Consider the following 22,110-nt stretch of genomic DNA (forward strand, 5'->3'; position numbering starts at 1 on the left):
ATCAAAACTCAGTGCTAGTCAGGCTGCCTCGGGTGGTTCGAAATCATAAGATATCCTGCCGGCCGGCAGATAAAAGAGAGCTATAAGAGCGCCGCCCTTGACTTCTGGGTAGTGCCTGCTGCCAGGATCCGGTGCGGTCCAGCCGGCACCCTGCCATCCCTGCAAGCCCTTCAATTCGGCGCCTTCATCAAGTGGCACCACGAGGTTAAGCTCGCCATAGGGATGACCATGATATTGGCCACGCAGTACATCCCCATCTTCGTTGTCGGGAAACGCCTGCGGCGCCTTACTATTCATATAGACCGCGGTGATGCTGAAATGAAACGTGTCGGCCGACGGTTCTACAATGCGGCTGCGGCGATAATCCGAGCCGCTTACCTCCTGGTTCGCAGCCCATCCTTCCTCGACACCGAGCTTGATCAATCGCGCGAGATCCTTATAGAGCTGTGTCGATGGGCCATAGGTCTCATTTAGCCACCTTTCCAGCTCGGCGCTCGGCGTCATGTCCTTCACGACTTTTAAGAAGTCCACGCTGCGGCGGACAAGTTCATCTCTATGGCTCATGGACCTGCTCCAAGTGTGAAGGCCGAACAGACGGCGGCAACTTTTCATGTAAGACAAACATACGGTCAACGCTGCCCACTGGAAGTGATATTCCATCAGTTGCATATGATTCAAATTCATATTGTGGTCTAGTGGTGCACCGTCATCATGGGGTTTTGCAATGAGCGATAAATTCAGACGTCTGGATCTTAACCTGCTGCGCGTCTTTAATACGTTGATAGAAGAGGAGAGTGTTGTCAGAGCCAGCCGCAAGCTCAATCTTACACAGTCGGCCGTTAGCCATTCTCTCGCTCGGCTGCGCGATATTATCGGAGATGAGATCTTCGTGCGGCTCGGTTCACGAATGCAGCCGACGGAGCGCGCTCTGGAATTGGCTCCGGTGGTGCGAAACTCGCTCTATGCTCTTGAAATCGCGATCGACGCCGGCACATTCGATCCGACCACGTCCAATCGCACATTCACGGTTGCAGCAAACGATCTGACAACCATGGTCCTAATCCCCCGGATCCTGCAGACCCTCAAAAAAGAAGCGCCCTGCATAGATCTGGTTATTCGACCAGCAACTCGGATCGATTTGGCTGAGCAAATCGATCTTGGAAAGATCGACATTGCCATCGGAACATTCTCGACAATTGCCAGCCGCTTCAGGTCGGCACCACTTTTTTCCTATGATGACGTTCTGATCACCGGGTTAGATATCGATCAACCATTGACCCTGGATGATTTGCAGCAACTGACACTTTGCGTGGTGTCCTTCGGCGCCGGTGAAGGAGAGGACGGATATCTGTCGGAACGTGGCTTGTCTCGTCGCTCTGATATGTTTGACAAGGCGGCGCTTGCAAAAGCCTATGCTTCCCGCGAGCAGATTCCGAGGATCGGGATTGTCCTGCCTCACTTCCTCGCGATCCCGGCTCTTCTGAGTGTTGGGGGATGCGGAGCCATCGTGCCTCGGCAGTTAGGACGAGTCCTGAGAACGAACAACCAGGTGCACATGCACGAAATGCCTTTTCCGACCGCAGTTTTGGAGGTGAGCTCCTTGTGGCACGCAGGACAGAACAGAGACCCCGCCCACACGTGGTTGCGCCAAATTATTCATGATGCGAGTGAGTCTTTGCGCCATGAAAGTTGCGCGCAACTCGCGGCATTCCGGTCATAGCCGAATCTCGAACAGCATTCGCGCAAACGTGCACAATCGATTTGGCAATATTGCTGCTGGCTTTGATCGAATTCCTAACCGTAAACGAGTCCACATAGGAACTCATGTTCCGATCAGTCACGACAGCTGACCGGTCTAAACGTCGCGGCCGTCGGCTCGAATCGCCAAGACCCGACGCTTCGGGGCCCACGGGGAATAAACGCGATGACGGCGGCTGACGCAATTCATCAATCTGTAGGAAAGGCTGATGCAACCGAAGGCAGGGTCGGCGAGCCTGATGTTCCGAACCAGCCGGTCGTCGCGCCGGCGGCTCGCAGCTCAAAACGTTCTATAAGGCGGGGGGCGATTGCCCTCATCCGCGTTGCCATCATCCTGGTCGCCATATGCACCGCAGTCGTCGTACCGATGGGATGGGGCGAGTGGATAGCCAACAGGACGGATCAGAGAACGGACGACGCATATCTCAAGGCCGATACATCCCCGATTAGCGCTCAGGTGAGTGGGCAGGTGAAAGCGGTCCTTGCTAAGGACTACCAGCGCGTCAAGGCTGGCGATGAGCTGATCCAGATCGACGACAGCGACTATATCGCACAGCTCGCACGCGCACAGGCCGCTGTTGGCAGTGCCAAGGCCACGATTCTCAACGCCGCCAGTCAAATCGTTCTGCAGCAAAAAATTATCGCGCAATCTGAAGCGGTGGTGGGCGAAGTCTTGGCCGACCGCGACCGGGCAAAAAGCGAGTACGACCGTCAGCAAACCGCCTCAAGCGAGGGCTGGACGACCGCACAGAAGCGTGAAACCGCAGTGGCTGACCTTCGACGCTTCGAAGCTCAGCTTGTCGAGAAAAAGGCTGACGTAGACGCCCAACAGCATAAGATCGATGTGCTCCAGGCTCAAAAACAACAAGCGGAAGCCGATCTCGCCAGCCGCACGGCCGACCTCGATATCGCGCGGATCAATTTGGTTCGAACTCGCATATTCTCGCCCGTGGATGGTATCACAAGCGCCAGCAGAGTGCGCATCGGTCAATTCGTGTCGCCCGGGACGCGGGTCATCGAGGTCGTGCCTTTGCCCCACCTCTATGTCCTTGCCAACTACAAAGAAACCCAGCTGTCCCGCATCCGATCGGGACAGTCGGCCACGCTGACCATCGATGCGTTTCCAGGGCGCACCCTGACCGGGCGTGTCGTTGACGTTTCACCCGCGAGCGGGTCTGAATTTGCACTCCTACCCCCGGACAATGCCACCGGTAACTTTACAAAGGTGGCGCAACGGATCGCGGTCAGGATTGAGATCGACGATTCAGATGGCCTGACCGATTTGCTTCGCCCCGGAATGTCGGTCGTTCCCACCATTCACACCGATCAGACAGCCGAAAGACAGAGCAACTGAAAGGCCTGTGGCATTGGCAACGACCGACGATAGAATCAGATCGGCTGGATTGCCAGCTGTGCTCGGCCTGTCAGACTGGAAAGCGTTCGTTGCCGTAGTGTCGGTGCTTGTCGGGACGTTTACGGCAGTCCTAGGTTCCCGTCTCACCGACGTAGGTCTCGTGGACCTGCGAGGCAGCCTGGGGATCAGCTTCGATGAGGCATCTTGGATCACTACCGCTTATGTTGTGGCTGAAGCGACTGCTGTGCCGGCGACAATCTGGATGCGCCAGCTGCTTTCGCCGGTTCGCTGCATCGTGATCGGAGCGGCGATCTTTTCAGTCCTTTCGGTGCTTGCACCACTTAGTCCATCCCTCGGCATTCTGCTAACCATCCAGGCATTAAGGGGCTTCAGCGCCGGAGTTCTCATTCCAATGACTTATGGCGTGATCATGCGACATGCGTCTCAACAGCGGAGGCTGATTTGGCTGGCGCTCTATGCAATGGTTTCCGGTGTCACGCCGAGCTTCTCTGTCAGTCTTGAGGCTATCATCGTCGATCACCTCTCATGGCGCTATCTGTTCTGGTTGAATCTCATACCTGCCTCACTTACAATTTTTGCAGCAGCATATGGCTTGAAACCGGACCCTGTGAAGTACATGCGCCTGCGCAGACCTGACTTGTTCGGTCTTCTTACCTTATCTCTTGGCATCGGAGCCCTTGTTGCTGCGCTCGATCAAGGAAATAGATTGGATTGGCTCAGTTCCGGCCTGATTGTCGGTCTCGTTGGAGCTGCGTTCATTCTGATTGCCGCTTTCATGGTGAACTCGATGCTGCAACCAAGTCCAATCGTTGGTCCCCAGCTTCTGGGGCATCACAATTTCGGGCTCGGGATCGTGGTGATGCTGCTGACACGTTTTGGCCTTATGTCAGCAAGCTTTGTCATTCCTCAATTTCTCATCCGCGTTCAGGGATATCGAGCGCTGGAAAGCGGCGCGTTGTTCATGGTCGCGGCGCTGCTTCAGATCTTATTGACGCCTGCCATCGCCTGGCTTAGCTACCGGGCAGATCCGCGTAACCTGCTTGGCTTTGGCACCGTCATCTTCGGCCTTGGATCGTTGCTATGTGTCAACGTTTCGAGTAGTTGGGCTGCGCAGGAGTTCCTCCTGCCTCTCGCGCTGCAGACCATCGGCAGTTCGTTCATTGCGGTGCCGGTTATGGTTATCCTCACGGAAGATATAGAGTTCGCCCAAATCCCATGGGCAGCTTCATGGGTCCATATAACGCGCACTGTCGGGACGGCCTTGGCCCTAGCTTCCATCGGATCGCTGGTTCGTATCCGCGAGCAAGTCCACTCGAATCTGATCGGCGCACATATTCAAAGCGGCGACGTAGTGTTGCAAACGCGGGTTGCTCAGCTTCAAAGCCTTATACAACCCCGCCTGACTGCCGACGACGGTGCAGCGGCAATCAACCTTGTTCTGGCACGAACCGTACAGCGGGAAGCTTACGTTATGGCCTTTGCGGACGCGTTTTCCGTCATTGGAACACTTATCCTGTCGGCCGCGATCGTGAGCATCTTCTTGCGAAAAACTCGCTTACCTGGCCGATTTCTCTAGCCATCGCCCGGGGGATAAGATCAAAGAGCCACCGCGCGCATGGCCGTCCCGCAACAAAGCCCCGCAAGGGCTAAGTATTTTTGAATACTTTGAGCATTGTGTTTTTCCTTGGCGAAGCAGTGGTGCAGCTTAGGATCGTCAGCTATCCCATTTCGAACCCATGATCATTTCTGCAAAATCGACGCGCTTATAGGTTGGATCCATCCTGGAAAGAACGTCCGCCTTCACGTTGCCGAACGTCGTGTCTGGCTTTTTGATCGTCCCGTAGCAGAAGGCCGATAAGATACCATGTTTGAACTTCAGGCCCCGCGGATGGCAGTTGCAGATCTCGTGACGTTGCTGCTCGGTGAATTCGTCATACGCAATGCCGAGAACGTCCATCTCGACACCGGCCGTCACAAGAGCCACGGTGGGGCGCTTGTGCTGGGGAATGCCGGGCGTGGTATGCAACGCGATCGAATCCCAAACATCATCAACATCCCGCTCCGAGATATCGTAGGCCGCCAGGAAGTTTTTGGCGGCATTGGCGCCGTCCACTTCAAACCGCTCCGTCTCGCTGGCGTAGGAATCGATCAGCCCCATGTCGTGAAACATGGCACCGATGTAAAGAAGTTCCGGGTCATAGTTCAAACCCTTCCGTTCCCCAGCCAGCGCGCCAAAGAGAAACACGCGCCGTGAATGGTGATAAAGAAGATCAGTTTCGGTATCGCGCACCAACTCCGTCGCAGACCTTGCCATTTGGCTGTCCGGGATCCTGATTCCGGCGATGATTTCGCTATTTTTGGACATTGGATAAACCTTACTCAGCTGCTTGTTCGTAAGAAATTCCGAGCGCGCGTGCGATGCCCGCGCCGTAGGCTGGATCAGCCCTGAGGCAATTCGCTACGTGGCGCTGCTGAATATGAAGCGAGACGCCGCCCAAAGATCGCGCCGTATTATCGAAAAGCGTCTGCTGCTGATCAGCCGTCATCATACGGAAGAGGTTGCCGGGCTGTTCAAAATGATCTTCATCAATACGATGATCCCAATGATCCGCTGCACCTTCAATAGCCAGCGGAGGTTCCCGAAAATCAGGCTGCTCATCCCACTCGCCGCGAGAGTTGGGAACATAGGTCGTCGTTGCACCATGATTGCCGTCCACCCGCATTGCGCCATCGCGGTGATAGGAATGGTAGGGGCAACGCGGTGCATTCACCGGGATCTGATGGTGATTGACGCCAAGTCGATAGCGTGCTGCATCGCCGTATGAAAACAATCTCGCCTGGAGCATCTTGTCGGGCGAGAAGCTAATCCCGGGCACGACATTTGCCGGAGTAAAGGACGCCTGTTCAACCTCCGCAAACACATTCTCGGGGTTACGGTTCAGCTCCATCACGCCCACCTCGATCAGCGGATAGTCCTTGTGAGGCCAAACCTTCGTAAGATCGAAGGGATTAACCGGGTGCGTTGCCGCTGCCTTCTCCGGCATGATCTGCACGTAAAGCTTCCAGCTTGGATAGTCGCCCCGCTCAATGCTTTCAAAGAGGTCCCGCTGGTGGCTTTCTCGGTCCTCTCCGATGACCGCCTTCGCTTCACCATCTGTCAGGTTCTCGATTCCCTGCTGAGTTTTGAAGGTGAATTTCACCCAGTAGCGTTCGTTGCCGGCATTGATGAAACTGTAGGTATGACTACCGAAACCATGCATGTGGCGGAAGCTCTTTGGAATGCCCCGCTCACTCATGACAATTGTTACCTGGTGAAGCGCTTCGGGAAGCAACGTCCAGAAGTCCCAGTTGCTTTCTGCACTTCTCATTCCAGTTCTCGGATCACGCTTGATGGCGTGATTCAGGTCTGGAAAACGCAGCGGATCACGAAAGAAAAATACCGGGGTATTATTCCCGACGAGGTCCCAGTTACCCTGTTCAGTGTAGAACTTTAGCGCAAAACCTCGTATGTCTCGTTCAGCATCAGCTGCACCGCGCTCTCCGGCCACTGTCGAGAAGCGTGCGAACATCTCAGTCTTCTTTCCGACCTTCGAAAAGATTGCCGCCTTGGTGTATCGGCTGATGTCATTCGTCACCGTAAAGGTGCCGTAAGCGCCTGAGCCCTTAGCATGCATCCGCCGCTCCGGAATTACTTCGCGGTCAAAGTGTGCGAGCTTTTCGATCAGCCACACATCCTGGAGAAGGGCAGGGCCCCTCGGACCCGCAGTCTCGATATTGAAATTATTAGCGACCGGTGCCCCGGCAACGGTGGTTAGCTTATGGTCCATTATTCCCATCCTTACTTGCGTTTTCGTTGGGTTCTAGCCAAGACGGCCAGGACTATCCTCCAGGCTCGTGGTTGCTTGGAATTTCTGTGTCATCGTTCCGACAATCGACTGCATCGCAAATGCGGCGCCTGGAACGAGCGCGTTCATGCAAAAGAACTCATGCCCGAGGCCTTCAATGTTCAAGGCGGTCACAGAGACGCCAGCACTCCGCAGGCGCTCGGCATAGACTTGCCCATCGCTTCGTAGCGGGTCGAGATCTGCAGTAATGACAAGCGCTGGAGCGAGATCTGTGAGAGCCCGTTTCGGGTATGTAACCAGGTTGATGCGTGGATCGCCGAGTATTGAGCGATCGGCGAAAGCGTTCTGGAAGAACCACAACATCCCGGCCCTTCCTAATGGCTCACTCTCCGCGTTCTCATGGTACGAAGGGGTGTCGACGTTGCTCCCGGCGAGCGGATAGAGCAGTATTTGGCAGGCTGGTGCTAATACCTTTTCGGCTGCAGCGCGGATTGCGACGTTTGCGGCGAGATTTCCTCCGGCGCTTTCGCCTACCAACGCAATTCTGGTTGGATCTGCGCCGAATCCCGCGGCTCGTTCGAGGATCCAAAGATACGCAGACCAAGCATCCTCATGAGCGGCCGGGAACGGGTACTCCGGAGCTTTGCGGTAGTCCACTGACACGACGAGCGCTTTCCCGCGAAGGGCCAATCGACGAGCAGTCATGTCGTAAGTATCGACGTTGCCGATCACAAAACCACCGCTATGGAAATAAAGCACGACAGGGTAGGGCGCTTCGGCCGTGCTCGGGCTGTAAATCCGAACAGACGTTGGGCCGGCCGGCGATAGGTAGAAAAGATCATGGCTGCGGATCGAATACTCAGGCGATCGATCTATGTGACGACTGATCTCAAGCGAATTTACAGCGTCAGCGGGCCCAGGTTGTGCGCGCGCGCGCTCGACGGTCAACTGCGCTAGCGGCAGTGCACCAAGTCGCTTGAGCTCGCCAAGCACCTCTCGCATCTCAGGAGCTAGTATCTTTTTCGTAGATGCCTCCAGGTCAGCCATCGCCGCTCTCGCTCTCGCGCCTCACATTATCAAGAAGTGCCGAGGGTTGAGCCTTTAGGCAAGAAACTGTCGGCCTCGAGCGAAACGGGAATCAAAGGCTGCGTAACGGCGATGCCTCCTATCCGTCTCCGCGATCCGCATGATTCAACGGCGATCTCAACAATTCCACAGGTTGGAAATGCAAGCGCCAAAACCCCCTCGGTATGCAAAAATCGTCCAAGCAAAAAACGCACTCGCGCTGGACAATTTCAAACAGCATTTTTGCCCAAATTGTTGAGCAAAAGTGCCGGTGGAGGATTGATCTCCATCCGCGTATCTATCCGATGTTTATTTGATTACAGTATTTTCACAGTTGATGCAGCTGCTGAGGGCGCCCTTTGGGTTTTAATCTTGGTTGGACAGGTGCGGTCACAAATATCAAACATGCGCCGAGGTTGCATATGAAACCCGGTTCTTCGTCGCGCCCGTGCGGTGGCGTACAGGTTTTGCCATTGGACCAGAAAACGTGACGACAGAGGTGAGAGGTAATGTCCCTTCCTGGCGGCTGGATTGCGGACAAGACGCTCGCCGCATTGGCAAGCCGCCCAAGGGTGAAATCGAAGCTAATGTTCAGCCTATGAAAGAAATGCTCGAACACGGAAGAATCACAACGACGAAATATCTTGTTCCACGGGATCAGCGATAGAACTGATTTGGCAACTCCATCATTTACGGTCCTGCGCAGCAGCATATCCGCCCACAAACTTCGTCCGATAAGGAAAAGCATGAAAGCACATGGTACAGCGCGGATCGGGATTGATCATTATCTAACGAAGATCGACATAAGCGGGCACACCTTCAATTCTGATGAGCCAATACAAAACGGCGGAGAGAATATCGGACCCGCACCGTACGATTTGCTGCTATCCAGTCTCGCCGCGTGTACCGCTATCACATTACGCATGTATGCAGACCGCAAACAATGGCCACTTGAACACCTGGAGGTCGGTGTAGACTTGCTTCGCACGTTAGAGGGTGCGCTCGCCGTTAGGCGAACCCTAAAAGGCATTGGACTGGACGACAAGCAAATGCTGCGATCGGCAGAAATAGCCGAGAAAACGCCGGTGACTTTGATCCTCAAGGCCGGCCTGACAATTCACACCGCAATTGCACCGTAAATCTGTCGATCTTGTCTTGGCGGTTGTTTTTAGGGTGTTTTGACATCCCTTTAAAAGAAGCCACACGAGAGCCGCTCTGCATCTATCATGCGGTTGTCCGTGAACACACCAATCGGTGGCCATGAGCAAGAATCCGAAAATTGCAATTTTGCTTCTCCCTTAAAGCAAAAGTGCTGGTGGAGGTTGGGCTTCGGTTGGCGTAATCCTTCGTTGTTTGACCGAACGAGAAAGCCGGTCGCCCAATCCGGCGGTCATGCTTTCTTGCCAAGATACGGATATTCGAATTATGCACCAAGGCCAGGCCGCTCAAAGGGACAAGCTCGAAGTAGAGCAGGACGACTATCTCGAAGAGGCGCTGGAGGAAACCTTCCCAGCCAGTGACGCAATATCTCCTGGTCGAGCCCGAACCGAGGCCTCACGCGACAACGCCGAGAAACGGAAAGATAGTGGTGAGGCTGAGTAGCTCGGCCTGCCGCGGTTTCGAAACACATATCATCTGAGGTTGTCTATGGATCGCGAACGCGCAAAAGAAATACGTCGTGCCTCTCTATCCACGCCGAGTGGGCTGTCTGATGAAGCGATAACGGAAATTGCTGGAGCGCTGACATTGCTGCTAGCCGATATCTTCGGGCTTTACGTCAAGACAAAGAACTTTCACTGGCATATGTCGGGCTCCCACTTCCGTGACTACCATCTCCTTCTCGATGAGCAGGCGGATGAGTTGTTCGCGATGACTGATGCCGTTGCCGAACGTGCTCGCAAGGTTGGTGGCACCACGCTGCGCTCAATTGGCCACATCGCACGGCTAAAACGTCTTTCCGATAATGACGCTGAGTACGTTACTCCGGGTGATATGCTGTCGGAGCTTCGGGAGGACAACGCGCAATTGGTCGGATATTTACGGCAGTTGCACGAGCTGACGTCCGAACGCAACGACTTCGCAAGTACGAGCTTGATTGAGAATTGGCTCGACGAAGCTGAGCGTCGGCTTTGGTTCCTTTTTGAAGCAACACGCGCACGTTAGGCGACGGCTGCTAAGACCCGTTGGTAAGGGAAAGCAATGAGCAACATGTTCGTCAACGATAATGAGATCCTATCCGCCAGTCCCGGAATGTTGGCTGACATTGTTGCACAGGGTTCTATCGCACTGCATTGGTACGATCTGACCTGCCCATTCTGCTACCTGGGTCAAGCACGAACCCGATTCTTGATGGATCACGGCGTCGTCGTCGTAGAACTTCCGTTTCAGGCACATCCCGATATTCCCAAAGAAGGTGTGCATATTGGTGAGCGCATAGGCGTCATGTACGAGAGAATCGAAAGTGATGCTGCAATTCTTCACCTACCACTTCATTGGCCACCACGCCTGCCGAACTCTCGCCTTGCACTTTCTGCTGCGGAGTGGGTGCGCCGGAATGAAACCTCGTCATTTGCGCCCGTTCAGAGTCGACTGTTTCGCGCTCATTTTGCGGAGGACCTTGATATCGGAGACCTGGATGTCGTGGTACGATGTGTCGGGGAGGTAATTGTCGATACGAATAGCCTGCGCAATAGCCTCGTTAGTGGCGAAGCGGCCGTTTGGCTCAGTGAAAGCGAGCATTTGGGGCATCAAATTGGCGTCACGGCGACGCCCACGTGGCTGATGGGTGGGCGAGCAATAAGAGGCTTTGTGTCTGAGGACATGTTCGAACCCTTCGTTCACTTAGCCAAGCACGGGAATCAAGGCGGTCAATATTCGCAGGGAGACCGCAGCAATGCTTGAAGAGATGGCAGCGCAAATGGCTGGCAAGCCGGGCTCCGTTGCAGCGCTTGACCAGAGCGGTGGGTCCACACCGGAAGCGTTGCGCTTGTATGGAATTCCGGACAGTGCATATAGCAGTGAAGCGCAAATGTTTAAGCTCATCCACGAAATGAGGATGAGGATTGTGACGGCACCAGCCTTTTCAGGTGACAAAGTCATCGCCGCGATATTGTTTGAACAAACGATGGACAGCGATATCGAAGGCAAGCCCATTCCCTCTTATCTATGGCAGGATCGGCATATCGTACCTTTGCTTAAGGTCGACAGCGGTCGTGAACCGGAGCTTGACGGTGTGCAGCTGATGAGACCAATGCCGAAGCTCGACAGCCTGCTGGAACGCGCGGTTAGGAAGGGCATCTTCGGAACAAAAATGCGATCGGTGGTTAGACTTCCATCCGCTAAGGGGATTGCTGCCATTGTGGAACAACAGTTCCAGGTCGCCAAGCATATCAGTAGTTATGGACTGACGCCCATCATCGAGCCCGAAGTGTTGATTAGCAGCCCGGACAAGGCTGGCGCCGAAACAATTCTCCGCGATGAAATTGGCACGAGGCTCGCCACCCTCCCTGACGGTATGAACGTTATTCTTAAGCTCACAATTCCGACGGTTCCTGACCTGTATAGGCCGCTTGTTGAATCACGGAATGTCATGCGCGTCCTAGCGCTGTCCGGTGGCTACAGTCGCGCCGATGCTTGCGAAAAGCTCCGGCACAACAGAGGGGTTATCGCGAGTTTTTCGCGTGCGCTTGCCGAAGATCTTCGGTACCCAATGACGGACATCGCGATCGATAACGCTCTCTCTAACAGCATCAATGAAATTTACCAGGCGAGCATTAAGAAAGACTAACGGGAAGACAGCCGAATCCAGCATCGCGGCATGGGCGGTTCCCCAAAATTTAGTCGCTTTGAGCGCTCTAATGGGGGTCGGCAGGATCGGGCAGAGGAGCCGTAGACGAAGCCGCCGTTGCCTTTGTTGCTGAGGAGGCATCTCTCACCGGCAAGACGGCAAGGCCTCCCAAGGTCGCCATAACGGCCGTCATAGGAAAGCTCATCGTGCTGGCAAACGCATTATTGCCTAAGAAACCGAAAACGGAAGCTAGAACATCCTTTATCAAAACGGATACGCTAGCTACCGCGCTTAAGAGAGCCGGTATTGATCGGCAAGGTGCGCACGCGTTTGCCCGTCGCCGCAAAGATGGCGTTGGTAACCGCTGGTGCCACGGCAGCTGTAGGCGCTTCGCCGAGGCCACCCGGTGCTTCGCTACTTTCAACAATATGCGTCTCCACGACTGGGACTTCGTCGATGCGCATCGGAAGATAGGTGTCAAAATTTGACTGCTCGACCCGTCCACCGGCGAAGGTAATCGCTCCGTGCAGGGCTGCAGTGAGGCCGAAAAGCGTACCACCTTCAACCTGAGCTTCAATCGTGTCGGGATTGACCGCAATGCCGCAATCGACAGCGCAAACAATTCGCAAAACCTTGACTGTTCCGCTGTCCGAAACATCAACCTCGGCCACTTGCGACAGATAACTACCGAACGCCGACTGGAGCGAAATCCCTCGTGCCTGTCCCTTCGGCAAAGGTGTGCCCCATCCCGCACGCGACGCGGCTAGCTTGAGGACAGCCAAGGCCCGAGGGTTGTGCGCCAAAAGCATCTCGCGGTAGGCGAGTGGATCCTTGTTTGCTGCCAGTGCAAGTTCGTCGATAAAGCTTTCGACAACGAAAACATTGTGAACCGGCCCGACGCCACGCCAGAAACCCGTCAACACACCTTGAGGTTCGACGCGTACATAGTCGACGTGGATATTGGGAAGTGCGTATGGCGGCATTGCTGCCCCTTCGACGGCGTCGAAGTCCAGACCGTCCTTGAACAAAGGGGGCAGGAACCTTGCCACAACAGAGGATCCCGCAATTCTATGGGTCCAGGCTTTGGGCTGTCCACTTCCGTCCAGTCCGGCAGAGATCCTATCGTAGTAATAGGGGCGGTAAAGGTCATGCTGGATATCCTCCTCGCGACTCCAGATGACCTTGACTGGACCATCGACCTTCATTGCAATGCGGGCGGCCAGAACGCTTCCGTCGACGTCGAGCCTGCGACCGAACCCACCGCCGATTAGATGGTTGCGAACACGTACTTTTTCGGGCGCGAGACCCATGACCTCCGCGACAGCACGTTGTGTCTCGGTTGGTGCCTGCGTGCCAACCCAAATATCGCAACCGTCGCCTCGAGCGTGAACTGTACAATTCATCGGCTCCATGGCGGCATGCGCGAGGAAGGGCAACTGATAGACCGCGTCGATCCGCTTTTCGGCAGCTGTCATTGCACCTTTCCAATCCCCATCATCACGAGCAACCGCGCCAGCCTGCCTGGACTCTTCCTCGAGCTGCTTAATGAAGTCGGCGCTCCCGACATGTCCATTGGCGCCGTCATTCCACGTAATTGAAGCGGCCTCTAGTCCCTTGCGGGCCGCCGCCGTGTGGTCGGCAACGATAGCGACGACGTCACCGAGATCGACAACCTGCCTGACGCCCTTGACGGAAAGCGCTGCAGCCTGATTGACCGCCTGGACCTTCCCACCTCGTACCGGCGTGATCGCGATTGCCGCAAACTTCAGGCGCGGCAGGAGAACATCGATGCCGAATTGCGCCTTGCCGTTGACTTTGTCGGGTGTATCCATCCGCCGGGCACGTGTGCCGATCAATTTTGCGTTCGAAATATCCTTGAGCGTGACGCTGCCCGCATCCGGGATGGGCAGTTGCGATGCAATGTCGACGAGCCTCTCGTAGGCGATCTGCCGCCGGCCATCTGTGACTGAGCCATTCCGCGCCCGAAGATTTGCGGGATCAACGCCCCAGCTTTTCGCAGCAGCCGATATGAGCAGCGTTCTCGCGACAGCTCCTGCCTGCCGTAGTGGCAGCCAGAATGCGCGCATGGACGTCGACAAACCCGTCGTCTGCACATGTAGGATCGGATTGGCGTATTTGGCGTCGTCGGGCGGAGACTGCTCAAGCCGGACCCTGTCCAAACCGACTTCCAGCTCTTCGGCGAGCAACATCGCATGTGCGGTATGAACGCCCTGTCCCATCTCCGCCATCGGCATGGTGAAAGTGATCATGCCCGTTGCGTCGATACGGATGAAGACATTTGGCACGTATGACGCGGCGCCGTAAGCTTGCAAGGGCACGATGGCAATCGGTACGACAAGTGCGGCGGTCGCGGTGCCTACGGCTTTCAGAAATTGCCGGCGATCGAGCTCGACATTGGTCATTTGCGGGATCTCCGTCACGCTGCCGCACGATGAATGGCTGCACGAATACGTTGATAAGTGCCGCAACGGCAGACGTTGCCCGACATTGCGGCATCGATGTCTTCATCCGTCGGTTTCGGCGTTTGCGCCAACAAAGCGGCCGCGGACATGATCTGCCCTGACTGACAGTAACCGCATTGAACGACCTCCAGGTCGAGCCACGCCTTCTGAACCGCTGCACCCGTGGGAGTGAGTCCGATCGCTTCGATGGTGATGATCTTGCTGTCGCCGAGACTGTCGATCGTCGTAATGCAGGACCGTGTAGGGACCCCGTCAACGTGGACGGTGCACGCGCCGCACAACGCCATGCCGCAACCGAACTTGGTGCCGGTCATGCCAAGTACATCTCTCAGGACCCATAGCAAGGGAGTATCGTCGTCGACGTCGACGTCGTGAATATTTCCGTTGACGGAAATTGTAAGCGGCATAGGAGCCTCGCGCGTGCCTGACAGATTTGCCGGACCATGCAGGCCAATTCGCGCCGAATTCAAACTGAATTTTTGCCGCCGTTGTTGCGCAAATTTGCAGCTGGTCGAGGATGGCTGTCGCGCCTAGGATTAGGGAGACAATGTTCTCCTCGCCGCAAAGCACCGCCGCTGATTGATCTTGGCGGAATAGTCTTGCTTATCTTCCACGAGAATTAGCTCGTCTCTATTCGGCGCGGTTGCGCCTGCGCTTTTTTGCGAATTCCTTGCACGTCCTGCTGGGTGCCACTACCAAGGCCGAACGCCATGAATGATGGCTACGCTGAAACTTTCACATCCGGACCCTCGGCCTCGCAAGTTCCATAAATCAACGATATGCCACACGAGGGAAATCGCCTGGTCGATGGTTCGACCCCTTCAAGAGCGTCATCCAGTATCCGTCAGATGAAAGCTCAAAACTTGTATTTTGGTAAATAGTGACTTTGGAAACGAGCAAGCATGGCCGCTGAGCAAAGCTTCAATCTTCGGACGTGCTTTGGGGAGAGGGGGGCCTGTGCTTTGGCTTCTTTCTGGTTTCGTAATCGGCACATTACCAGGACAGCACTGCAGTTGATGATGGCGCCCCAACGCGATAACCAACATCGGGCTAGTGCGTTTCGCGATCGGCGGCGCCGAGGACATCAGACATATGAGATCCCGATCAGTCCACCGGTCTCGACCGCATGAGAAACGACGTTGCCGCAAGAATCATGCCGGCGTCCACCGGACGAGGCCTAGTCGACAACGCGATCTGCCACGGCTTTCCGCGATGTTTCGTCCACTGATGCGCGACAGCGTACATTAGGAATGACGTTGGTCCGAATAGGCAAAGCGTAGCAACGGCGGCATCGGCTGCACAATCGGCCTCCCAGCCGATCAAGGTTGCGATCAGCGAGCCTGGTCCAGGGGCATCCGGGAAATTGTCTAAGTGTCAATGAAGTCCCGCGCGCTCAGCCAAGGATGTAGATCAACGGCCTGCGTTGGATTTCGGAGATTGCACTTTGACCGCCGCCGATGGTTTATGACCGACAGCGGCAGAAACACGGCCATCCGAGCTATGCTGGGATCTACCCGCAACCTGTTTGATCTTGTCTCCCCGTATGCCCACAGGAAACCCGTGCCGCCGACCGCGAGCACTGTGCAAAACAATGGAAGCTGAAACGTTGCGATCGCAAGAAACGTGATTGCCAGCAAGATGAGCGATGTGAATCGGCGCGGCCGGCTCCACCCTGCGGCATGAAGGCCCATGGACAGCGATATTCCGACCGCGGCGGCCCCTGCACCGACAAGAAGAGGCTCGGTAAGCCAGAAAGCTACAAAATCGTTCCACTCTCAGCTTTGCGAAAGCAAAGCCGACAGTGCCGATAATTTTGGAAGTTCTTCCAGACCGGCCACTAGATCGCAGATGCGCGCGATTCTTTGCTCCGGTAGAAGCGTTTGCGCGAGCCTCGTGAACTTTGATTTGATTTGGTCGTGTGACAAAGGATGCTCGGCGCTACCGCTGCGTTGTTCCACATGGACTTCGAGGCGCTGTCCGTCGAGCAAGTCTGCCATGACGTTGACGGCGTGCCGCTTTTCAGCGCCGCCCGCGTCAAGCGCCTGATCGTGGAAGATTTTCATTTTCCGGACAAGGGCCAGTATCCTTGGATCTGCGAGCCGCTCTTGCCGATATTGATCGACGAAGGCTGCGCCGTCTAGTAGCTTCACCGCTGCCGTATAATAACCGTTCATCTGCGCCGATACGACTTCTCCTGGCTTATAATCCCAACCGACGTTCAACGCTCCCTTCCGGCTCATCCCGATCTCGAGCGACTTGAGGTTGTCAGCGGCCAATCCCTTCGTCATCAGCGCATCAAGCGCATCGACGATGGTGTGCGCGCTCGCGCATGCGGCATAGATTTTGAATCCTACCCGGCGGGTTTCCCAGCGAGTGCCGAGGTCGTCCGTAATCCTGCTAGCCGGCCCTTGGCCGTTCAGGGTGCTCAGGAATCCCCCGACAGGGGCCTCGATGGCGATTTCGCTGCCTGTAAAGCCTCGCCGTGCAAGATAAGCTGCGATGACGCCGCTCTGCGACGCACGCCCAGCGTGAAACCGCTTTGCCATGGCACCTAATCTTGCCGAATAGAGCCCCGCCGCCTGGGTTGCGCCGATGCCGATCGCGTGCGTCGTCCTGTCCCCATCAAGCGCAAGAGCCCGCGCCGCGGCGACCGCGCCTCCCACCGCACCAACCGTGCCCGTGACATGGTAGCCGCTAGTGGAATGCTTCGTTCCCGCCGCGATGCCCAGCCGGATGCCAGCCTCGTAGCCGGCGGCGAGAGCCGTGATGGCTTCCTTCCCGGATATCTGCTGCTCGTCTCCGACGGCAAAGACCGCCGGGATCGTCACGCTCGCGGGATGGTAGGAGGATGCGACGTGAACATCATCGATCTCGAAGCCGTGCAAGGCCGTGCCATTTATCAGGGCTGCGTCGGGCGGAGAGGCGTTACCCCGATGTCCGAAGAGGGCGGACCGGCCGTCGCCACTCCAGTCGGAAATGGTTTCGGCTACGATACGGCCCCAAGGCTGCCGCGATCCGAAGATAGCGCACCCCAGACCGTCCAGGAGGCAGGTTTTCAGATGCGCCACGACATCGCCAGGAATATCATCGAAATGCAGCGCGGCAGACCAATGACCAAGCAGGGACGTCGCCGGAACGTCGTTCTGTATCGGTGGCTTCTCCCCTGTTGCAATCATTGCAGCACGTCCTTGCGGAGGGCGCAGGCTTCCAGCGCCTTCTCATCGACAGCTATGCCGAGACCCGGCCCTGATGGAGTTGTGACGTGGCCGTCCCTGATGGTGAAATCAGTTTCGGGCACGAGAGGATCCGGGTCCAAAATGCCCAACCCGAAGATGAACTCGGCAGCCGGCATGACCTGCTTTGCCGCCCGGCTTGCGTAGAAGTGCGCGCCGGCGGCGGCCTCCAGTTGCGACTGGACTGCGAGGCCGCCACAGTTGATCTTGATGTTTGCAGCTTCGGCGATCGCGGCAATCTTGCGTGCCGGCGTGATGCCTCCGTGCTTGTAGAGCTTGATGCAAAGAACGTCAGCAGCCCTTGCCTCCACGATGCGCCGTGCGTCCTGGATGGAACTCAAGGCCTCGTCGGCCATGATCGGCACACCTTTTGCCGCGCGACGAATTTCCGCCATGCCTTCGAGGTCATTCCTGTCGATCGGCTGTTCGAGATATCCGACGCGATAGGATTCCATGCCCTCCAGCGCCTGGATGGTCTCGGCGACGCTCCATCCCGTGTTCGGGTCGAGACCGACAACGATGTCGTCGCCTACAGCCTTGCGGATGGCGGCCAGATGCTCGCGATCCTTTCTCCAACCCTGTGGATGGCCGGCCTTGATGCACAGGACCTTGATGCCGAATTCGTCGATGGCTCTCTGTGCGTCGGCGACCATCTTTTTGACATCGGCTGCCATGCTTATCGACCATTCCAGCGGTAGGCGCTCCTGGCACAGCCCGCCGATGAGATTGTAGACCGGCTGGCCGACCGCCTTGCCGCAGGCATCATGGAGGGCGTGATCGATGATCGCGCGCGCATTGAAATTGAAAGGCCCGGCCAGATCGAACTCAGAAGTGATCTTTTCGATGTCGAACACGCGTTGCCCGAGCAGTTTCGGGCCATAGACTTCGGTGATGGCGGTGATGATGCTCCCATAGGTCTCCGACATGGAGTGATGAGGGGCGAGGGGGCGGATCTGTCCATAGCCGACGATGCCCTCTGCAAAGAGCTTCAGTAGCACAGGCTTGCCCAATAATTGTCCCATTGCGCCGGTGTCATACCCGCCGGTCGATCGCATCCGCTGCAAACGCATCGTCAGGTCGGTTACATAGACTTCAAGCCGCTCGACGCGCGGACCGTCTCGAAATCCCGTTGATGTTGCAGAAATCACGAGCAAACCTCCCTTTGGTGATGACCCCTACCGTCCGGATTACCGGATCCGCATCTGAGACAGTGCAGGCCAAATCAATATTTCATATCATGGAACGAGATTTCATAATAATTAGATCTCGTTTCCCCAGTCAAGCAGCATCCGCGCTCCGCGTCACGCGATACTCACGGCCAATTTTATTCGACCTTGATTGACTCGGCTGCTTCGTCATCGTACAGTTTTGATGAAATTGTGTTCCATATTGTGAAATATGTGAGGACGTATATGCCCGGGAGGAATGAACCGAATGAATGTGGTTGCGAAGACCGATGACCATGTGATCGAAGCTATCGCGCTCAGCCATGCCTACGAGACGGCGACCGGCTGGAGTAAGGCGCTCGACAAATTCGAGCTGCAGGTACGCAAAAACGAGTTCCTGTGCGTGTTGGGGCCGAGTGGCTGCGGCAAAAGCAGTTTCCTGCGCATGCTCGCCGGCCTGATGGTGCCGCTGAAAGGGGAATTGCTGGTCAATGGAAAAGCAATCGACGGGCCTGGCCTTGATCGGGCAATTGTCTTTCAGGAAGCTGCGCTCTTTCCCTGGCTGACCGTCATGAGAAACGTCACATTCGGTCTTGAAATGGCTGGCTGGGACAAGCAGAGGTCGAGGGAGAGGGCCGAGGAAGTCCTAAAGATCGTTGGTCTCTCGGACGCGATCGACAAGTATCCGTACCAATTATCCGGTGGCATGAAGCATCGTGTTGCGGTCGCTCGCGCATGGAGCCTTCAGGCTGCATCGGTTCTCCTGATGGACGAGCCGTTTTCGGCAATCGACGCGATCAACCGCATGAGCCTGCAGGATTATCTCGTACAGGCCTGGCTCGCGGAACCACGCACCGTGGTCTACGTGACGCATGACGTGGAGGAGGCCGTGGCGCTCGCAAGCCGGGTCATAATCCTGGCGCCCTCTCCGGGCCGCATCGTCGCCGATATCTCAATCGGGGAGCCCTGGCCAAGAAATCGCGACAGCAACGAATTCAATCAGCTGAAAGCCGACCTGACCGAACGGATGCGTCAGACAAGCGGACATTGATCGAACAGGATCGGCGCGAGGGGCGCCGCTCAACACCAATTCAAAGGGAGGATATTACAATGAAAATGACCCGCCGGCAGTTCGGCATCAGCACCCTTGCAAGCGCTGCGATTATTTCGACCGGTGGACTATCCGCCAAGGCGCAAAGCAAAGGCGTGATCAAGCTCGGTTATCTGTATCCCAATCTGACGACCTTGGCCTATGGCGTTGCCGACCACATCGGCGCCTACAAGAATGCCGGGTTCGAAGTCCAGGCGCAACGCTTCACCTCCGGTCAGACCGTCGACGGTATCCAGTCGCTCTTCAACGGCGACCTCGACATATACTATGGCGGTGGTCCTGAGTCCGTTCGACTGAATGCCCGAATGGTGGATGCAGGCAGCGCGCCTAGTCTCTCGGTGATTTCAGGCTCCAATCCGGGACACACAAACCTCGTCCTCAGCACCAAGCTGCAGCCGAAGAATTTCGATGAACTCGTCGGAAAGGACATTCGTATCGGTGTCTCGTCACCATCCTCGGACCACCTCGCATTGATGCGCGGCTGGCTGGCGACGGAGAAGAAGATGACGACCAAGGAACTCGGATGGCAGTTCCTAACGGTCGAAGGCGGCAATATGCCGACCGCACTTCTGACCGATCAGATCGATGGCTTTCTTCATTCGGAACCGACGACGACGCTCGCAATCAAGAACAAAGGCGGACATCTCTTCATGTCGGCATCTCGTGGCGATTTCGGCGCCAACCCGCCGCCAATGACATTCATGGCTGCAAACCGAGAATTCCTGAAGAGCAAGGGGGATCTTGCGCGCGCCTTCATGAAGGCCACCCAGTCGGCGAACGACTTCTACAAGAAGTCATCGAAGGAAGAGATGATTCCGATCATTTCGCAATGGTCCGGGACGAAGAAAGAAATTCTGCAGGACGCCTATGAACGTATCAACCCGACGATCGGAATGTCGAAGGAGCAGGCCGAGAAGTGGTGGAACTTCGTCGGTACGCCAATGGTCGAGCGCGGCGAGCTGAGCAAGAAGCTCGACCCGTTCCGCGATGTCTTCGATCTGAGCTTCCAGGCGTGAAGCTCGACGCCACAGGAGAATGGGAGAGGTAATGTCAGATTTATCGGGTCAGATGGCCAGTTATTCGAAGTTCGATGATGTTTCGTTTGGATCGGAGCAGCTCGCCAACTATGGGAAAAAGCGCAGAGCGAGCGAGCTGCGCAGGCGAACCATTCGAGCAACTATCGGGATCATTGGGTTGCTGGTTTTCTGGCAGGCTGTCTCGAGCTTCTATGGCATAGAAGTTATTCTGCCCGGGCCTATTGCCGTCTTCAAGAACATCTTCCAGACATTGACACTGTCGAGGACGGATGAATGGCTTTACGGCCCGAACATCTACGTTCATCTGGTCATGAGTTTCATCAGGGCGATCATCGGCTTTTCCGTTGCGGCGGTGGTGGCCATTCCGGCCGGCATCATCATCGGCCGATACCGTACGGCGCGGGAATTTGTGGAGCCGGTCATCCGGCTTCTCTACCCCGTCCCGGGCATTGCCTGGATCCCCCTGGCGATTCTCTGGTTCGGCCTGACCGACAAGGCGGTGATCTTCGTCGTCTTCATGGCCGAATTTTTTGCAATGTTCTTCAATACCGAAGCGGGCGTGCGTAATATCAATCCGATCCTGATCGATGCCGGGCGTTGTTACGGGGCAAAGGGTTTCACGCTGTTGCGGCGGGTCATTTTGCCGGCAGCAACGCCATATATCATCACCGGCATGCGGATTGCGCTCGGCGGCGCGTGGCGCATGATCGTTGCGGCTGAAATGCTGTCGGCCAAAGCAGGTGTTGGGTTCGTCCTGACGGAAGCGCGCTTTCAGTTCAGGGCCGACGACCTGATGATGTCGATGATCCTCATCTCCGTCGTCGGCTTCACCACCGAGAAGCTTATCGTTCGCACGCTCGAGCGGAAGACGACGGAAAAATGGGAAGTGAAGCCGCTCTGACCAGAGCGGCCAGTTCGGAAACAACGATAAAGGCCCGGCCGAGTAATCAGCCGGGCCTTTGCATCATCATCTTGAGATGAGGTCCGCGGTTCGCAGGCAGGCATTGGGCCCGGCCCGAACCGCCTCACATATTCGGATAGACCGGCCCCTCGCCGCCCTGCGGCGGCACCCAGTTGATGTTCTGGTTGGGGTCCTTGATGTCGCAGGTCTTGCAGTGGACGCAGTTCTGGGCGTTGATGACGAAGGTCTCTTGCCCATCCTTCTCCACCCATTCGTAGACGCCGGCCGGACAGTAGCGGGTCGAGGGACCGGCATAGACGCCGTATTCGGACGATTTCTGCAGCGCCAT

General features: G+C 56.2%; 19 protein-coding genes and 1 pseudogene. 10 read left to right on the plus strand and 10 right to left on the minus strand.

Annotation, left to right across the window (positions count from 1 at the left end; all coding sequences use genetic code 11):
* Positions 1-18: 18 nt before the first annotated feature.
* Positions 19-564: a 4-hydroxylaminobenzoate lyase gene (locus ACPYOJ_RS11180; RefSeq protein ID WP_481416335.1), complete on the minus strand. Its 546-nt coding sequence runs from the start codon at positions 562-564 to the stop codon at positions 19-21.
* A 160-nt stretch (positions 565-724) separates the two neighbouring features.
* On the opposite strand from ACPYOJ_RS11180, the gene ACPYOJ_RS11185 reads away from it, so the two are divergent.
* The 3 genes from ACPYOJ_RS11185 (at position 725) to ACPYOJ_RS11195 (ending at position 4,709) form a co-directional block, all read left to right on the plus strand.
* Positions 725-1,720, plus strand: coding sequence for a LysR family transcriptional regulator (locus ACPYOJ_RS11185; protein WP_481416313.1), 996 nt, complete (start codon positions 725-727; stop codon positions 1,718-1,720).
* A 204-nt stretch (positions 1,721-1,924) separates the two neighbouring features.
* Positions 1,925-3,112, plus strand: coding sequence for an HlyD family secretion protein (locus ACPYOJ_RS11190; protein ID WP_481416314.1), 1,188 nt, complete (start codon positions 1,925-1,927; stop codon positions 3,110-3,112).
* Positions 3,113-3,125: 13 nt separating this feature from the next.
* Positions 3,126-4,709, plus strand: coding sequence for a DHA2 family efflux MFS transporter permease subunit (locus tag ACPYOJ_RS11195; protein WP_481416315.1), 1,584 nt, complete (start codon positions 3,126-3,128; stop codon positions 4,707-4,709).
* Positions 4,710-4,847: 138 nt separating this feature from the next.
* Here ACPYOJ_RS11195 and ACPYOJ_RS11200 read toward each other — a convergent pair whose 3' ends face one another.
* From ACPYOJ_RS11200 to ACPYOJ_RS11210, 3 genes are all read right to left on the minus strand, one after another.
* Positions 4,848-5,447: an HD domain-containing protein gene (locus ACPYOJ_RS11200; RefSeq protein WP_481416316.1), complete on the minus strand. Its 600-nt coding sequence runs from the start codon at positions 5,445-5,447 to the stop codon at positions 4,848-4,850.
* 61 nt (positions 5,448-5,508) lie between these two features.
* Positions 5,509-6,960 carry a catalase gene (locus tag ACPYOJ_RS11205; protein ID WP_481416317.1) on the minus strand — a complete coding sequence of 484 codons (1,452 nt, stop codon included), beginning with the start codon at positions 6,958-6,960 and terminating at the stop codon, positions 5,509-5,511.
* A 33-nt stretch (positions 6,961-6,993) separates the two neighbouring features.
* Positions 6,994-8,025 (minus strand): alpha/beta hydrolase, encoded by a 1,032-nt coding sequence (locus ACPYOJ_RS11210; protein WP_481416318.1) that lies wholly within the window; start codon positions 8,023-8,025, stop codon positions 6,994-6,996.
* Positions 8,026-8,789: 764 nt separating this feature from the next.
* Between ACPYOJ_RS11210 and ACPYOJ_RS11215 the strand changes: the two genes are divergently transcribed.
* The 4 genes from ACPYOJ_RS11215 (at position 8,790) to ACPYOJ_RS11230 (ending at position 11,830) form a co-directional block, all read left to right on the plus strand.
* Entirely contained in the window at positions 8,790-9,182 is a 393-nt protein-coding gene (locus ACPYOJ_RS11215) for an OsmC family protein (RefSeq protein WP_481416319.1), read from the plus strand.
* Between the two features lie 508 nt (positions 9,183-9,690).
* The gene (locus ACPYOJ_RS11220; RefSeq protein WP_481416320.1) at positions 9,691-10,206 is read left to right on the plus strand and encodes a Dps family protein; all 516 of its coding nucleotides are present in this window, start codon (positions 9,691-9,693) and stop codon (positions 10,204-10,206) included.
* A gap of 36 nt (positions 10,207-10,242) precedes the next feature.
* Entirely contained in the window at positions 10,243-10,944 is a 702-nt protein-coding gene (locus tag ACPYOJ_RS11225) for a DsbA family oxidoreductase (protein ID WP_481416321.1), read from the plus strand.
* Positions 10,937-11,830 carry a fructose bisphosphate aldolase gene (locus tag ACPYOJ_RS11230; RefSeq protein WP_481416322.1) on the plus strand — a complete coding sequence of 298 codons (894 nt, stop codon included), beginning with the start codon at positions 10,937-10,939 and terminating at the stop codon, positions 11,828-11,830. The genes ACPYOJ_RS11225 and ACPYOJ_RS11230 overlap by 8 nt, the downstream gene beginning before the upstream one ends.
* Positions 11,831-12,108: 278 nt before the next feature.
* On the opposite strand, the gene ACPYOJ_RS11235 is transcribed toward ACPYOJ_RS11230, so the two are convergent.
* The 5 genes and pseudogenes from ACPYOJ_RS11235 to ACPYOJ_RS11255 form a co-directional block, all read right to left on the minus strand.
* Complete coding sequence (locus tag ACPYOJ_RS11235; RefSeq protein WP_481416323.1) at positions 12,109-14,253, minus strand: xanthine dehydrogenase family protein molybdopterin-binding subunit; 2,145 nt, start codon at positions 14,251-14,253, stop codon at positions 12,109-12,111.
* 14 nt (positions 14,254-14,267) lie between these two features.
* Complete coding sequence (locus ACPYOJ_RS11240; RefSeq protein ID WP_481416324.1) at positions 14,268-14,720, minus strand: (2Fe-2S)-binding protein; 453 nt, start codon at positions 14,718-14,720, stop codon at positions 14,268-14,270.
* Between the two features lie 697 nt (positions 14,721-15,417).
* Positions 15,418-15,651: pseudogene (locus ACPYOJ_RS11245) on the minus strand (chromate transporter); the annotation flags it as partial.
* A gap of 437 nt (positions 15,652-16,088) precedes the next feature.
* Positions 16,089-17,489, minus strand: coding sequence for an MmgE/PrpD family protein (locus ACPYOJ_RS11250; protein WP_481416325.1), 1,401 nt, complete (start codon positions 17,487-17,489; stop codon positions 16,089-16,091).
* A complete protein-coding gene (locus tag ACPYOJ_RS11255) occupies positions 17,486-18,694 on the minus strand; it encodes a mandelate racemase/muconate lactonizing enzyme family protein (protein WP_481416326.1) in 1,209 nt (402 codons plus the stop codon). The genes ACPYOJ_RS11250 and ACPYOJ_RS11255 overlap by 4 nt, the downstream gene beginning before the upstream one ends.
* A 286-nt stretch (positions 18,695-18,980) precedes the next feature.
* On the opposite strand from ACPYOJ_RS11255, the gene ACPYOJ_RS11260 reads away from it, so the two are divergent.
* The 3 genes from ACPYOJ_RS11260 to ACPYOJ_RS11270 are packed head-to-tail and all read left to right on the plus strand — an operon-like array spanning position 18,981 to position 21,761.
* The gene (locus tag ACPYOJ_RS11260; protein WP_481416327.1) at positions 18,981-19,763 is read left to right on the plus strand and encodes an ABC transporter ATP-binding protein; all 783 of its coding nucleotides are present in this window, start codon (positions 18,981-18,983) and stop codon (positions 19,761-19,763) included.
* A 59-nt stretch (positions 19,764-19,822) separates the two neighbouring features.
* Complete coding sequence (locus ACPYOJ_RS11265; RefSeq protein WP_481416328.1) at positions 19,823-20,839, plus strand: ABC transporter substrate-binding protein; 1,017 nt, start codon at positions 19,823-19,825, stop codon at positions 20,837-20,839.
* Between the two features lie 31 nt (positions 20,840-20,870).
* Positions 20,871-21,761 (plus strand): ABC transporter permease, encoded by an 891-nt coding sequence (locus ACPYOJ_RS11270; protein WP_481416329.1) that lies wholly within the window; start codon positions 20,871-20,873, stop codon positions 21,759-21,761.
* A 124-nt stretch (positions 21,762-21,885) separates the two neighbouring features.
* On the opposite strand, the gene ACPYOJ_RS11275 is transcribed toward ACPYOJ_RS11270, so the two are convergent.
* Positions 21,886-22,110: 4Fe-4S dicluster domain-containing protein (locus ACPYOJ_RS11275; protein ID WP_481416330.1), on the minus strand; the 225-nt coding region annotated here is incomplete at its 5' end.

Source organism: Rhizobium sp. SVR5-9E, from assembly GCF_056755095.1.